Origin of the sequence: Streptomyces sp. NPDC057307 (assembly GCF_042667665.1) — a bacterium.
Lineage (GTDB): Bacteria > Actinomycetota > Actinomycetes > Streptomycetales > Streptomycetaceae > Streptomyces.
Genome location: NZ_JBHUZM010000035.1, coordinates 47,238 through 62,631 on the forward strand (window position 1 = coordinate 47,238; position 15,394 = coordinate 62,631).

Below are 15,394 nucleotides of genomic sequence, written 5' to 3' on the forward strand. Positions count from 1 at the left end.
CCGAACGAAAGGACCGCTGTGAGCGAGCTCGACACCCGCATCGCCGTGATCGGCCTCGCGGTACGGCTCCCGGGCGCCGAGGACGCCGTCGACCTGACGGCCCTGCTGGGCCGCGACGGGGTCGAGGTCGGTGAGGTCCCGCCGAGCCGGTGGGCCCGCGAGTTGTACCGGGGCGAGGGCCCCCACCAGGGCACGCACCACCGAGGCGGCTTCCTGGTGGACCCGTTCTCCTTCGACCACGAGGCGTTCGGCATGACCGCCGAGGACGCCGTGCTCCTGGACCCCCAGCAGCGCGTGATGCTGGAGGTCGGCGCGCGGGCCCTGGAGGACTCCGGGTATCTGGGGGTACGCCGTCGCCTCGACGCCGCCGTGTTCATCGCCGCGCGCATGAACGCGTACGGCTTCGACCAGGGCCGGGGCACTGTTCCGCCCGGCCCGGCCGGCCCCGTGGGCATACCCGGGCCGGCCGCCCTGTGGGGGCGGTCGCAGAACTTCATGGCGGCCTGGCTGTCCGACCGTTTCGATCTGGCGGGCCCGAGTCTGGTGGTCGACACCGCCTGCTCGTCCTCCCTGTCGGCGGTCTGGCTCGCCTGCCAGAGCCTCGCGGCCGGAACCTCCGAGCTGGCCCTGGTCGGCGCGGTCGACCTGCTGATCGACCCGCTGACGTTCGTACTCCTCTCCCGCACCGGGGCCCTCTCCCCGGACGGGCTGTGCCAGACCTTCGACAGCAGGGCCAACGGCTATGTGCCCGGGGAGGGAGCCGCCGCCCTGGTGCTGAAGCCGATGCCGGCGGCGCTGGCCGACGGCGACGTGATCCTCGGAGCCATCAGCGGGGTCGCGGTCAACAACGACGGCCGCACCATGGGCGTCACCACACCGAACCTGGAAGCCCAGATCGACCTGCTGGGCAAGGCGTACCAGACCATCGACCCGGCGACCGTCCAGTACGTCGAGGCACACGGCACCGGTACCGCCATCGGCGATCCGATCGAAGTACGGGCGCTCACCGAGGTGTTCGCCGGGCACGGCGTCGCCAGGAACTCCGTCGCGCTCGGTTCCATCAAGCGCCGGATCGGCCACCTCCACTCGGCGTCGGGGCTCGCCGGACTCGCGAAGATCATCGTCGCGATGCGCGAAGGAACCGTCCCGGCCGTGGCCGTGGAGTCACCCAACCCGCGCCTCAACCTCGCGGGCAGCCCCTTCCACCTGCCCGAGACGCACCTCCCCTGGCCGGACGCTCCGGTGCGCCGGGCCGCCGTGAGCGGATTCGGCTTCGGCGGCACCAACGCCCATGTGGTGGCCGAGGCCGCGCCCCCGGTGGACGGCGCCCCCGGCGGGCCGTCCGCACCGGCCGTCCATGTACTGCCGCTCTCCGCCGACACCCCGTACGCGCTGCGCGAACTGGCCGCCCAATGGCTGGAGTTCCTGCCGACCGTGCCGACGGGGCCTCGTGAGATCGGCGACGTGTGCGCCACGGCCCGCCTGGCCAGGCCGCACCGTACCGAGCGACTGGCCGTCGTCGGCGCGGACGCGGATCAACTGGCCGCCGCGCTGCGCACCTGGCTGCTGCGGGCCGACGCCGTCCAGGAGATCCGCACCACCGTCTCCATATGCCCCGAAGCGGCCGAGGCCCCGCCCGCCTGGCTGACCGCGCTCGACCGCTCGGCGCCAGCCGTCCACGAGGTCGTCGGCCAGTTCGAGGCGGCCACCGGCACCCAACTGGCCACGTTCAACGGTGAGTTGCTGCGGATTGTCTCCGGGGTCGCCCTCGCCGTCGCGCTGCGTGACCTGGGACTTCCGGAGGGAGTGGTCGACCTGCCCCCGGGCTGGGGGGCGGTCGGGGACTTCGTACGAGGACGCGTCCCGCTGGAGCAGGCGCTGGCCGACGTCCTGCGCGGCGACAACGAACTCGCGCGCGCCACCCAGGGGCACGCCGCCCCCGGCAGCCACGACATCGGCGCACGCCTCGCCGAAGCCCGCGACGAATGGGACGTCACGTCGGCACTCGCCGCGCTCGCCGCCGAACTCTTCCAGGAGGGCCAGGAGATCGACTGGGCGGCGTTCCAGCGGTCCACGGGAGTGCGGTGGAGCAAGCGCCTGCTGCCCTCCGCCCAACTTCGCGGGCCCGCGCTGAACTTGGCCGAGCCCCAGCGTTCGGCCGAACCCGGAGCACCCGCCGAGCTGGTGTCGGACGAGGGGAAGGCCGGGTACACGTTCTCCCGTGTGTTCGGTCCGGCCGAGGCGCCCATCGCCCAGCACGCGGTGTACCGCACGCTCATGCTTCCGGGCGTGGCGTGGTTCGACTTCCTGCGCGAAGGCGCCGCCCTGCGCGGCGAACCCTTCCACGGGGCGCGGGACATCCTCTTCCACCGCCCGCTCATCCCGTCCGGGGCCCACCGGGTCATCGGCCGGGTCGACGCGGAGAACCGGTTCAGGGTGGAGGACCCCGAGAGCGGGGAACTCTTCGTCACCGGCCGGCTCGCCACCGCGCCACCGCCCGAGCCGCCGCTGCCGGTTCCCCTGGCCGCCCTGCTGGCCGACTGCGCCGGCTCCGCCGTACACGCGGGCTCGGGCCTCTACCGGTGGCTGCGGCGGATCGGCTACCACCACGGCCGCTACTACCGGAACATCTCCTGGGTGGCGAGCCTGCCGGACGGCGGCACCCTCGCCCGTATCGAAGGCGCCCGGCAGCGGGAGCTGAACCCACCCGGCGTGGAGCTGTTCCCCGGACTCCTGGACAGCGTCACGGTCGCGGCGATCGACCCGGCCAACCCGGTGTTCGGCGCGGCGGACGCGTCCGCGTTCATCCCGCTCTCGGTGGGCCGACTGGATGTCCTGGGGCCGCTGGCGGACGCCGCCTTCGTACGTACGGAGATCGCCTTCTGGAACGACGAAGCCTGCCGGGTCACCCAGACCGTGACCGACGAGGCGGGCACGCCGCTGCTGGTGTTCGGTGACATGGCGTCCAAGCGGGTTCCCGTCCAGGCGTTCAGCACGGGGGAGACGCCCGCGCCGGGGGAGACGCCCGCGCCGGTGGTTCCGGTGCTGTCGGTCGCACCGGTGGTGCCGGTCGCGCCGGCGCCAACCGCGCCGGCGTCACCTCGTCCTGCCGCCCCCGCCGCCTCCCCTTCCGCACGGGCGCTCAGCTGGTTCCTGGCATTGACCGGCACCTCCGACGAGCACAGCGATACGGAGTTCCTGTCCGCCGGGTTCGACTCGGTGGGCCTGGTGGCGCTGAGCGAGCGCATCTCCCAGGAGCACGGCCTGTCCCTCTACCCGACGGTCTTCTTCGAGTATCCGACGCCCCGCCAGTTCGCCGACTTCCTGGTCGACGAGGCGCCGCAACTCATCGACACGCTGGCCGCCCCGGCCGCACCGGGAGTGCCCGCACCGGAAGTGCCCGCGCCCGTGACGCGGACAACCGTCACGTCACGAAGCCCCGAACCCGAGCCCCCGGCCGCGCTCCCCGAGACCGCCCCGGCGTCACGACCGCGCGACATCGCAGTCGTGGGAGCGGCGGTCAGACTGCCCACCGCGGGCAACCTGACCGCCTTCGCCGAACTGCTCACCGAAGGCCGGGACACAGTCCGCCCGCTGCCCGAGGGCCGCTGGGACAAGGCGGCCGGGCCGGCCCCGTACGCTTCGTTCCTCGACAGCGTGGACCAGTTCGACCCTGCCCCCTTCCGGATCTCGGCCCGCGAAGCTCCCCTGATCGACCCGCAGGCGAGGATCGTGTACGAGACGATCTGGGAGTCACTGGAGGACGGCGGCCGGATCGGCGGCCGGGCCGACGGCGGCAAGACCGGCCTGTGGATCGCGTACAGCCACGATCACTACCACGAGGAGCGGGTACGTCACGGCGTACCCGACGGACGTGGCCTCGGACTTGAGGCGATGATCGCGAACCGGTTGTCCTACCTGATGGACTGGCACGGCCCGAGCGGACTCGTCAACACCCTCTGCTCGTCGTCTCTGGTCGCCATCCACTCGGCACTTCAGCACCTGCGCACCGGTGACATCGACACGGCGGTCATCGGGGCCGTGCACGCCGGTATCAGCCCGGAGTACTTCCGGTCGATGGGGGACCTGAGGGCACTGTCGCCCCGGCACCGCAGCCGTGCGTTCGACAGCACCGCGGACGGGTTCGTCCCGGGGGAGGGTGCCGTGGCCGTGGTGCTGCGGCGGTACGACGATGCCCGGCGCGACGGCGACCGGATCCGGGGTGTCATCAAGGGAGCCGCCGTCAACCACGGCGGACGCACCACCCGCTACTCCGCACCCAGCCCCCGGGCCCAAGCGGCAGTCATCTCCGCCGCGCTCCGGGACGCGGGTGTACCGGTCGAGTCGATCGGGTTGGTGGAGGCTCATGGGACGGGGACGAGTCTGGGTGACCCGATCGAAATCGAGGGTCTGACGCGCGCGTGGCGTGGGGTGACGGACAGGTCGCAGTTCTGTGCGATCGGTTCGTTGAAGGGGAATGTGGGTCATCTGGAGCCGGCCGCCGGGCTGGCCGGACTGGTGAAGGTCCTCCTGGCGATGGAGCATGAGATGGTTCCGCCGTCGTTGCATGTGGTGCGGCCGAATGATCACATCCGGTTCGAGGAGACGCCGTTCTATCTGGCTGACCGTGCGGTGGAGTGGCCCCGGAACGGGGTGCCACGGCGTGCGGCGGTGAGTGCGTTCGGTATGGGTGGCGTCAACGCCCATGTGATCGTCGAAGAACCTCCCGCACATCCGAGACCGCAGACACCGCAGACACCGCCTCGGGACTCGCATGTCGTACGGGTCAGCGCCGCCGACGAGACCGCGCTCCGCACCCTCGCCGGCACCTACGCCGAAGCCTTGACCGACACACCCGACGACCAGCTCAGCGACTTCGCCTACACCGCCAACACCGGCCGTGCCGCCCACCGCCTGCGTGCCGTCGTGCACGGTGGCGACGCCCGTGAACTGGCAGCGGGTCTGCGGGATGTCGCCGCGGGCCGGATCCCCGCGTCCCGACGCGGCGGCACTACTGCTCCGACCGCCTTCATGTTTACGGGGCAGGGTTCGCAGTATGTGGGTATGGGCCGTGGGTTGTATGAGGTGGAGCCGGTGTTTCGGGCGGCGTTGGACGAGTGTGCGGGGTTGTTGGCCGGGCATGTGGATGTGCCGTTGTTGGAGTTGTTGTTCGGTGAGGGGTCTGTGGGCCGGCTGGATCGTACGGAGTGTGCGCAGCCGGCGATTGTGAGTGTGCAGGTGGCGTTGGTGCGGTGGCTGGAGTCGGTGGGGGTGCGTCCGGATGTGGTGGTGGGACACAGTCTGGGTGAGCTGACGGCGGCGTGGGTGGCGGGTGTGCTGGATCTGGGGGATCTGCTGGAGTTGACGGCGGTGCGTGGGCGGTTGATGGAGTCGCAGCCGGGTGAGGGTGCGATGGCGGTGGTGCATGTGGAGTCGGAGGCTGTTCTGGCTGCGGTTGCCGCGTATCCGGGGGTGGAGGTCGCGGCGTTCAACGCGCGTCGATCGGTCACGATCACGGGTCCGGCGGACGCTGTATCGGGTTTCTGTCAGGATTCCGGTCTGCGGACCCAGCAGTTGACGGTCAGTCATGCCTTCCACTCGGCCTCGATGCGGGGCGCCGTCGCCCCCTTCGTCCAGGCGATCACCGAAAGGAGACTGGCAGCTCCGGTGATCGGCTTCGCTTCGACGGTGGCCGGTGGTTGGCATTCCGCCGAGACGGCCACCGACCCCGAGTACTGGGGCCGCGCCATCCGCGAGCCCGTCCGTTTCAGCCAGGCCGTAACCGCGCTGAGTGAGATCGGCGCGGGATCGGTGTGGGAGATCGGCTCCCACCCCCAACTCACCTCGCTCGCCCGCGCGTCATGGGGCGAGACACAGCCCGTCTGGCTCAGCACTCTGCGCCGCGACCGCATCGACCAGGCCCAACTGCACGCCGCGGTCGCCGCGTACGTCAACCAGACCTCCGCCGACCTCAATTGGGCCGGGCTGCACCAGGGCACGGGCCGGCGCGCCACCGCCGTCCCCACCTACCCCTTCAACCGACAGCGGTTCTGGATCTCCTCCGGCCCGCCCGAGACCGCGTCGAACCACCAGCACGAGTCGAACCACACGAACGAGACGAAGAGGCACCTGAACCATGGCTAGCGAATACGGACTCAAGCGACACTTCAACGGCGACGCGGCACGCCTGATCGGCGACAGGATCCGGGCCGTCCACCCCGAGTTCGACGTGGAGGGCTACGCGGCCGAGGTCGAGTCGCGCATCCCCGACAGAGAACTGAAGGACCGCGTCCTCGTCCTGGCCGAGGGCCTGCGCACCCGCCTGCCCGCCGACTACACCCGCGCCGTACCGATCCTCCTCACCGTCCTCGGCGACGAACTCGCCGAAGGGGAGGGCATGTTCAACACCAGTTGGTTCCTCATGCCGGTCGCGCGATTCGTCGAGGAGTACGGCCTCGACCACCCCGACCTGTCGCTGGACGCCATCGAGGAGATCACCAAGCGGCACACCGGCGAGTACGCGATCCGCCCCTACGTCGAACAGCACTACGCGCCGACGATGGAGCGCGTCGCCCGGTGGGCACAGAGCCCGAGCCACAATGTGCGGCGCCTGGCGACCGAAGGCGTCCGCTCCCGACTGCCCTGGGCCCGGACCCTGACCGTGTTCGTCAAGGACCCCCGGCCGGTTCTGGAAATCCTCGAACCACTGCGCAGCGACCCGTCGGAATACGTCCGCAAGTCCGTCGCCAACAACCTCAACGACATCTCCAAGGACGCCCCCGATCTCGCGCTCGCCACGGCTCTGCGGTGGCTGGCGGAGAGTCCCACCCCCGAGACCAACTGGATCGTCAAGCACGGGCTGCGGACCCTGGTGAAGAAGGGCGATCAGCAGGCACTCGCTATCCTCGGGGCCACGGGCGGCGAGCACGTCCGCGTACCCCGGCTGAGCATCACCCCCCAGACGGTGACCATCGGGGACACCCTCGTCATCAGCTTCGACATCGAGAACACCGACGACCGGGTGCACAGCATCGCGATCGACTATGTGGTGCACCACGTGCGCAAGAACGGGCGCAGCATCCCGAAGGTCTTCAAGCTGACCACCCTCGAACTGGGCCCGGGTGAGCGGCGGTCACTGGAGAAGACCCACTCGATCAAGGAGGTGCAGACCCGTAAGTACTACGCGGGTGAGCACACCGTCGACATCCAGGTGAACGGCCTCGTCCAGGCCACCGAGAGATTCGGCCTACTCACATGACCGGCGTCAGGTCCGTCCTCAGCGCTGCCGATCCGCTGGTCTCCCACCACCGGATCGGCGGCATCCCGGTCTTACCCGCCGCCGCGCAGATCGACGCCATGCTGTCCGCCGGCGACGCCCGCCGCCCGGACTGCTGGTGGACCCTTGAGCAGGTCGCCTTCCGGGTGCCGCTGCTGGTCGCGGGTTCCGAGGCGGAGATCGAGATCCGGACGGGCGAGGACGGCGACTGCGCGGTCCGTTCCGTGCGGCCCGAGGACGGCGTACCGGTCGTGCACAGCACCGCCCGGGTGTCCGGCAGCCAACTGCCGCCGCCGCGCTATGTCGACATGGCCGCCCTGCGGGCCGGGTGCTCGGAGCAGGTGCCGCTGTCGGACGTGACCGCGTGGCGCGAGGCGAGCGGGATCGCGTACGGGCCGGCGTACCAGGTGATCCGGTCGGCGCACCGGGGCCCGGACCGGATGCTGCTGATGCTCCGGGCCGGGGACGACGCGAACGCGGCGTCGGCTCCTCCCTTCGTACCGTCGGCACTGCTCGACAGCGTCTTCCAGGCGCTCGGGATGCTCGACGCGGGTGCGGCCGGGGCGTGCCTGCCCTGGTACGTCGGCCGGCTGGTGGCCCGCCGCAGGATCTCCGGCACGGTGATCGCCCTGGTCGAGCGGGACGAGCCGGGCGACACCGGAGGCAAGGGGGGTGTCGTACGGGGGCGGGCCACGGTCTGCAACCAACAGGGGGAGGTCCTGCTGGAGTTGGACCGCATCACCCTCAAGGCGGCCAAGCCCGACGTACCCAGAGTCCCCAAGGCGTCCGGTGCGCCTGCGGCGTCCGCCGAACAGCGGCTGCCGAGAGCCGCGTTGATCGAGACCGTCGTCTGGCGGAAGGCCGACGCCACTCCCGTACACCCGACCGCCCTCGAAGCGACCGAAGCAGCCCAAGGGCCCCAGAAGCCCGAAGCCCCAGAAGTACCCGAAGCACCCGAAGCTCCCGTGCTGATCGTGTCCGAGCACGACCTCCGTCCACCGGGAGACCGGCACGACATACACCTGACGCCGGCGCAGTTGTCCGACGGGGGCCTCGACACACTGCCGGCCGACGCCGCTTTCCGAGACGTCGTGTACGTGGCACCGCGCGGGCTGCGCGGCGAGGCGCAGGTGACGGACGCTCTGCAAGGTGTCTTCACACTGGTCCGCCGACTCGCGGCGCGCCCGCCGATGTCCGACCTGCTGATCGTCACCTCCGCCGCGCACCAGGTGGCGGCGGCGGACGTCGTCGACCCGTTCATGACCGCCCTGTGGGGCCTCGGCCGCACGCTGCGCGTCGAGCACCCCCGTACCAGGATCCGCCTGGTCGATCTTGGCCCCGAGAGCGCGACCGGCCCCGACGACGGTGGTGCCGCCGTCCTCCGAGAGGCGCTCGGCCAGGACCGGTCGCCGGAACTCGCCCTGCGCGACGACGTCTGGTACGAGCCCTCAGTACGGCCGCAGCACACGAGCACCACCACCCCGGTGCGATACGCCGGTGGCCGCTTCCTGATCACCGGAGGGATGGGCGGCATCGGCCTGCGCGTCGCGGAGTTCCTCGCGGACGAGGGCTGCGCCCATCTGACCCTGGTCGGGCGAACCGCGCCGAAGCAGGGCCCGGCCCGGGAACGCCTCGATCGGCTCGGAGCGCGCTGCGACCTGACGGTCGTCGCGGCGGACGTCCGCTCACTTCGCGAGGAACTGGCCGGCGCAGCACGGTACGACGGGGTGTTCCACGCCGCCGGAGTCCTGCGTGACGGACTGGCGCGCAGCCTGACGCCCGAGCAGGTGGACACCGTCCTCGGACCCAAGGTCGGCGGCGTACACGCGCTCACCGACCTGATGTCCGGTCACGAACAGCCGGGTTTCGTCGCCTTGTTCTCCTCGGTCGCTGCCGTACGGGCGAACCTCGGCCAGAGCGCCTACGCCGCGGCCAACGCCTATCTGGAGGGCTACGCCGCCCGCCAACGCGCCGAAGGCCGCGCCTGGTACAGCCTCGGCTGGGGCCTGTGGACCGTCGGGATGGGAGAGTCCATCGCCCCGAAGGCCGCCGCGCACGGCATCCCGGCCCTCACCGGGGACGACGGCATCGACCTGCTCCGCATGGCCCTCGGCCGGCCCCCCGCGCACTACGTCCTGTCCGCCGCCACTGAAGCGAAGGATGTACCCATGACCGCTGTCACACCGGAATCCGGGCTGTGGCCGTCACTCACCCACGCGCTCACGAGCGTCCTGCATCTCGACGGAGTGTCCGCCGAGGACGACCTGCTGGAGCTGGGCCTCGACTCGATGATGGCCGTCGAGCTGGCGGCGTCGCTGAACGCCGACGGGCTGGACCTCGACCCCATGGTGTTCTTCGAGCGCACCAACGTCGGCGGGCTGCTCGCCCACCTCGAATCGCTGCCGCGCACCGCCCCGGCCGCGGCCCCCGCCGCCGTCCCGGCGCCCGCGCCCGTCCCCGCGCCCCTGCCCGTACCGCAGTCGCCCGCGACACCTCCGGCTCGTGCGTCGCACATCCCGTCGCCGCCACCACCGCCGTGGCAGCCGCCGGCCGCCACGGCGCCGGGCACCGCCGACTCCTTCGTCCCGGACTGGGACCGCTTCAGGGATACGTTGCCCGTCGACAACGCGCCCGTCGATGCCGCGCCCGTCATGGTGCCCCTGCCAGTCCCCCCGCCGGTGTCGCCGCCCCGTGCCGCGCCCTCCGCCCCGAGCCCGGCCCCGGTTCCGGCCCCAGCCCCGACCCCGGCTCCCGCCCAGGCTGCCGCTACTCGCCTTCCGCGGCGGACCCTGCCGGGCCGGCTGGCCGACGCCCCGCACGGCAGGTTCCTCGACCGGCGCATCGACGCCCTGTCGACGGAGGACCGCCTGATCGTCGCCAAGGACGAGTACTTCTACGAGCCCGTCATCGAAGAGGCGACGGGTCCCCGGATCAAGTTCGACGGCCGCTGGTTCCTCAACTTCGCCTCCTACAGCTATCTCGGACTGATCGGGCACGACTACATCGAGGACCAGACCCTGCGCGCGGTGGAGCGGCACGGGACCGGCGCGCACGGGGTACGGCTGCTGGCGGGCACTCTGCATCTGCACCGGGAACTGGAGTTGGCGCTCGCCCGCTTCCTCGGCACCGAGGACGCCATCGTCTTCTCCAGCGGCTACATGGCGAACGTGGCGACCGTCGGCGCTCTCGTCGGCCCCGGTGACTTCGTCATCGGCGACGTCTACAACCACGCCAGCATCCTGGACGGATACCGCCTGTCCGGTGCGTCGGTCATCACCTACGCCCACAACGACCTCGCCGACCTGGAACGCGCCCTGCGCAAGGCGGGCGACGCGGGCCGGCTGGTGGTCACCGACGCCGTCTTCAGCATGGACGGCGACGTGGCCGATCTGCCCGGCATCGTGGGACTGTGCGAGCGGTACGACGCTCCGCTGATGGTCGACGAGGCACACAGCCTGGGTGTCCTCGGGGCCACGGGCCGCGGCATCACCGAGCACTTCGGTATCGATCCGGCACGGGTCGACGTCAAGATGGGCACGCTCTCCAAGACGGTGCCGAGCGCGGGTGGTTACGTCGCCGGGTCCAACGATCTGATCTTCGCGCTGAAGAACAACGCGCGGGGCTGGATGTTCTCCGCCGCGGTGACTCCCGCCCAGGTGGCGGCTGCCAAGGCGGCGATCGAGGTGATGGAGGCGGCCCCGTCCCTCACCCGGGACCTGCGGACGAGGACCACCCGATACCGCGAGCAGGTACGCGCCCTGGGCTTCGACACACTGGCCAGTGAGACACCGGTGGTGCCGATCATCTGCACCAGTGCCGACCAGGCGGGAGCGATGGCCCGGCTGTGCCAGCAGGACGGGCTCTTCGTACAGCCGATCGTCTACCCGGCCGTGCCCCGGACGCTGCCCCGGCTGCGGACCATCGTCAACCTCAGCCACTCCGACGCCGATCTCGACGCGGCCGTCGTGACGCTCGAAAAAGCCGGCCGCGCCTGCGGCCTGATCCGCTGAGCACCGACACCGACTCCGACACCACCACCGGGCACCGCTCCGACAGAGGGCTCCACCGGAACAGAGCGGTTCACAGGAACACAGTGGTTCACAGGAACAGAGCGGTCCGCGGGAACGGACACCGTACGCCTTCCACCGCTTGGCAACCAGGAGGGTACCGACCATGACCGACATCGACACCACGGCGTTCTTCGGAGCGATTCTGAAGACCATCGCCTCGACCCGGAACCACGCCACCGATCAGAACGAGTACGCGTCCGGCGTGCTGGCACCGACCGCGCGGATACGCGCGTTCGAGAAGGAGGTCGGTGACCGGCGGCTGACGCCGACCGAGGCCGAGGAGGTGCTGGGTCTCCTGAGTACGACGCTGCGTACCAAGCGCACGCCGGACGAGGAGCGCGAGTACTACCTCCAGTACATCGAGAAGGTCGCCGGGATCAGCCGGGCCTCGCTGGGTCTGTCCGGCTGGTGAACACCTCCCGTCTCGCGTGGTACAGCCACGAGATCTGCTTCTGGCACGACCCCGGTCCCGGATCGGGGTACGTGCCGGTGGGACCGGGTGTCGAGCCGCTGCGCGAGTTCGCGGTCGACCCGGACCTCCGGCGTGCCGAGGGGCTGGTCAAGGCGTTCGGGGTGATGGACCGGTTCACCGGCCTCACCCCGACGCCGGCCTCCGACGAGGACCTGCTCCTCGTGCATGTCCCCGAACACATCGAGCGGGTCGAGGCGGCCTCGGCGGCCGGCGCGGGCGATGCCGGTGTGTACGCCTACGTCAACTACCACAGCGCGCAGGCCGCGAGGCTCGCCGTCGGGGCCTGCGCGCAGGCCGCCACCGGTGTCCTGGACGGCCGCTTCGACCGGGCCTACTGCCTGGTGCGGCCGCCCGGCCATCACGCGGAGCCGGACCGGGCGATGGCGCTGTGCCTCTACAACAACCTGGCGGTGGCCGCCCGCGCGGCGCAGCGCCGGGGGGCGCGCCGCGTGCTGATCCTGGACTGGGACGTGCACCACGGCAACGGCATCCAGCGGACCTTCTACGAGGACCCCGACGTGCTGTACATCTCGGTGCACCAGGAAGGGCTGTTCCCCGCGGCGTCCGGTCTCGTCCTGGAGACCGGCGCGGGCGCGGGGGCGGGCAGCACCCTCAATGTGCCGCTGCCCGCCGGCTCGGGCCACGGCGCCTACCTCGCGGTGATGGACCGGATCGTGGAACCGGCGGCGCGCGCCTTCGGCCCCGATCTGATCCTGGTGGCGGCGGGCGTCGACGCGAGCGGCCACGATCCGATGGGCCGGATGCTCTGCACCAGCCGTACCTTCCACTCGATGACGTCGACGATGTGCCGGCTCGCGGACGAACTGACGGGAGGCAGGATCGTCTTCGCCCACGAGGGCGGGTATTCGGCGTGGTACCAGCCGATGCTGGTGCTGGGCACGGCCACGGCGATCGCCGGTCTGCCGGCCCCTCAGGACCCGTTCCTGCACTCGCTCGAACACCTTCCGGGACAGCGCCTCCAACGCCACCAGGAGCGGGTGATCGCCCACTTGGAGAGCCATCACCCGTTGCTGGCGGCCCCGGGCCGCCCGCCCCTCTCGCCACCCCCCGGCCGGTCCGGCGTGGCCGAGCGGCCCGCGCCCGGGACCAGGGTGCCGCTATGAGCGGCTGGTGGATGAGGGTGGGGAGCGGCGCGCGTCCGGCGGGCGGCAACGGCGCCGGCCCGGCGGTACGACCGCGCGCCCGGTTCCGGGTGGTGGCACTGCCGCACGCCGGTGGATGGCCGTCCGCGTTCCGCTCCTGGTGGCAGGTGCTGCCCGAGGACGTGGAGTGCGTCGTCGCCCAGTTGCCCGGCCGGGGCACGCGCATCAACGAGCCTCTGGTGACGCGCGTCGAGCCGCTGGTCGACGCCCTCGTCCGGGGTCTGCTGGAGCTGGAGCCCTTGCCGTACGCGGTCGTCGGGCACAGCTTCGGCAGCGTGCTCGGATACGAGCTGACCCGGGCGATGGAGCGCCACGGTCTGCCCCCCACCCTGCTGGCGGTGTCCGCTCGTCAGCCGCCGTGCTTCCCCAGCGAGCCGCCGTTCTCGCATCTCAGGAGCGACGCGGAGCTGCTGGAGCATCTGACGGACATCGGCGGGATGTCTCCCGGGCTGGTGGACCGTACGGACCTGGTCCAGTCGTCGCTCCGGGCGATCCGGGCCGATCTGGAGGCGATGGAGACCTACCGGCGGCCGCCGTTCGGTATCCGCGTCCCCATCCTGGCGCTCGGCGCGGTGGACGACCCGGTCGTCATCGACGAGCGGATGTACCTGTGGTCGCTGGAGACGTCGGGTGACTTCAGCCGTCAGACGTTCACGGGCGGTCACTTCTACCTCTACACCCCCGCCAACGCGGCGACCGTCGCCGCCCGCCTGGTCCCCGGCCCCGACCTCCACCGGTCGGAGCCGTTCCTGCCACACCCCCTCGCCCGACGACCGTGATCGGGCACCGATGTGCACCATCCCCGAAAGGAAACATGTGAGTACCACCGCCGACACCACTTCGCAGGCCGGACCTCGTGAGTGGTTGGGCCTGGCCGTACTGGCGCTGCCCACCTTGCTGTTGTCCATCGATGTGAGCGTGCTGCACCTGGCCGTACCGCACATCAGCGAGGGCCTGAACCCCTCCGCCGCCCAGATGCTGTGGATCATCGACATCTACGGCTTCCTCATCGCCGGCTTCCTGGTGGCCATGGGCACCCTCGGCGACCGGATCGGCCGCCGGAAGCTGCTGCTGATCGGCGCCGCCGCGTTCGGTGTGGCGTCGCTGGCCGCCGTCTTCGCCGACGGTCCGGCCACGCTGATAGCGGCGCGCGCCGCGATGGGCATCGCCGGGGCCACGCTGATGCCCTCGACGCTCGCCCTGATCATCAACATGTTCCGCGACGCGCGGGAGCGCGGTGTGGCGATCGCCGTCTGGGTCACCATGTTCTCCGTGGGCATCGCGCTCGGCCCGGTCGTCGGCGGCGCCATGCTGGAGTACTTCTGGTGGGGCTCGGTCTTCCTGCTCGGCGTGCCCATCATGGGACTTCTGCTGGTGGCGGGCCCGGTCCTGCTGCCGGAGTACCGCGACGAGGACGCCGGCCGGCTCGACCTGACCAGCGTGGCCCTGTCGCTCGCCACGATCCTCCCGGTGATCTACGGCCTGAAGGAGTTCGCCAACGACGGGGTCGGCGGGATCCCGCTCGCGGCGATCGTCGTCGGCCTGGTCGTCGGCGTGCTGTTCGTCCGTCGACAGCGCACGCTGGAGAGCCCGCTGCTCGACCTCGACCTCTTCCGCAGCCGTACCTTCCTCACGGCCCTGGTGACGCTGCTGCTCAGCATGCTGGTGGCCGGCGGCACGTATCTGATGGTGACTCAGTTCCTGCAGCTCGTCGGCGGACTGTCTCCGATGAAGGCCGGTCTGTATCTGCTGCCGGCGGCCTTCGCGCTCATCGTGACGGCCGTGGTGTCCCCGATGGCGGCCAGCAGAATCCGTCCGGCGTACGTCGTCGCCATCGGGCTCGCCGTGTCGGCCGTCGGGCATGTGATGCTGAGCATGGCCGACAGTTCGTCCGGCATCGCTCAGGTGGTGACGGGTTTCGCCTTCGTCTACGCCGGTGGCGGCCCGCTCATCGCCCTGGGCACGGACATCGTCGTCGGAGCGGCCAAGCCCGAGCAGGCCGGATCCGCCGCGGCCCTCTCGGAGACCAGCACCGAACTCGGCATGGCGCTCGGCGTCGCCCTGCTCGGCAGCCTCGGCGCGGCGGTGTACCGCAGCGGGGTGGACGTCCCCGCGGGGGTGGCCGCGGGCGCCGACGAGACGCTCGCCGGCGCGGTCGAGACGGCGCAGGGTCTGTCGTCGGACGTGGCGACCGTCCTGCTCGGCTCCGCACGGGAGGCGTTCACCGACGGCATGAACGTCATCGGTGGCATCGGGGCGTTCGTCGCGCTCGCCTCCGCCGTGCTGGTTGCGGTGGTCATCAAGATCCCGGCCACCGGAGGGGGCGAGGACTCCGCCGGTACCGACGGTTCGGTCGAGGGCGCCGTTCCCGCCGTCAACGTGGAGGGCTAGCCCCCGCGCGCTGTCCGTCCGG

At 71.2% G+C, this 15,394-nt stretch carries 7 protein-coding genes; all 7 read left to right on the forward strand.

The window, feature by feature from the left end; genetic code table 11:
• The first annotated feature begins 18 nt into the window (after positions 1-18).
• The 7 genes from ACFUN8_RS15775 (at position 19) to ACFUN8_RS15805 (ending at position 15,372) form a co-directional block, all read left to right on the forward strand.
• Positions 19-6,144, forward strand: coding sequence for a beta-ketoacyl synthase N-terminal-like domain-containing protein (locus ACFUN8_RS15775; protein WP_383636761.1), 6,126 nt, complete (start codon positions 19-21; stop codon positions 6,142-6,144).
• The gene (locus tag ACFUN8_RS15780) at positions 6,137-7,258 is read left to right on the forward strand and encodes a DNA alkylation repair protein (protein ID WP_383636764.1); all 1,122 of its coding nucleotides are present in this window, start codon (positions 6,137-6,139) and stop codon (positions 7,256-7,258) included. Before ACFUN8_RS15775 ends, ACFUN8_RS15780 begins: the two co-directional genes overlap by 8 nt.
• Positions 7,255-11,286 (forward strand): aminotransferase class I/II-fold pyridoxal phosphate-dependent enzyme, encoded by a 4,032-nt coding sequence (locus ACFUN8_RS15785; protein WP_383636767.1) that lies wholly within the window; start codon positions 7,255-7,257, stop codon positions 11,284-11,286. The genes ACFUN8_RS15780 and ACFUN8_RS15785 overlap by 4 nt, the downstream gene beginning before the upstream one ends.
• Before the next feature lie 163 nt (positions 11,287-11,449).
• Positions 11,450-11,758, forward strand: coding sequence for a hypothetical protein (locus ACFUN8_RS15790; protein WP_383636770.1), 309 nt, complete (start codon positions 11,450-11,452; stop codon positions 11,756-11,758).
• Positions 11,755-12,942 (forward strand): class II histone deacetylase, encoded by a 1,188-nt coding sequence (locus ACFUN8_RS15795; protein WP_383636773.1) that lies wholly within the window; start codon positions 11,755-11,757, stop codon positions 12,940-12,942. The genes ACFUN8_RS15790 and ACFUN8_RS15795 overlap by 4 nt, the downstream gene beginning before the upstream one ends.
• Positions 12,939-13,760 carry a thioesterase II family protein gene (locus ACFUN8_RS15800; protein WP_383636776.1) on the forward strand — a complete coding sequence of 274 codons (822 nt, stop codon included), beginning with the start codon at positions 12,939-12,941 and terminating at the stop codon, positions 13,758-13,760. Before ACFUN8_RS15795 ends, ACFUN8_RS15800 begins: the two co-directional genes overlap by 4 nt.
• 37 nt (positions 13,761-13,797) lie before the next feature.
• A complete protein-coding gene (locus tag ACFUN8_RS15805; RefSeq protein ID WP_383636779.1) occupies positions 13,798-15,372 on the forward strand; it encodes an MFS transporter in 1,575 nt (524 codons plus the stop codon).
• The last annotated feature ends 22 nt before the right edge of the window (positions 15,373-15,394 follow it).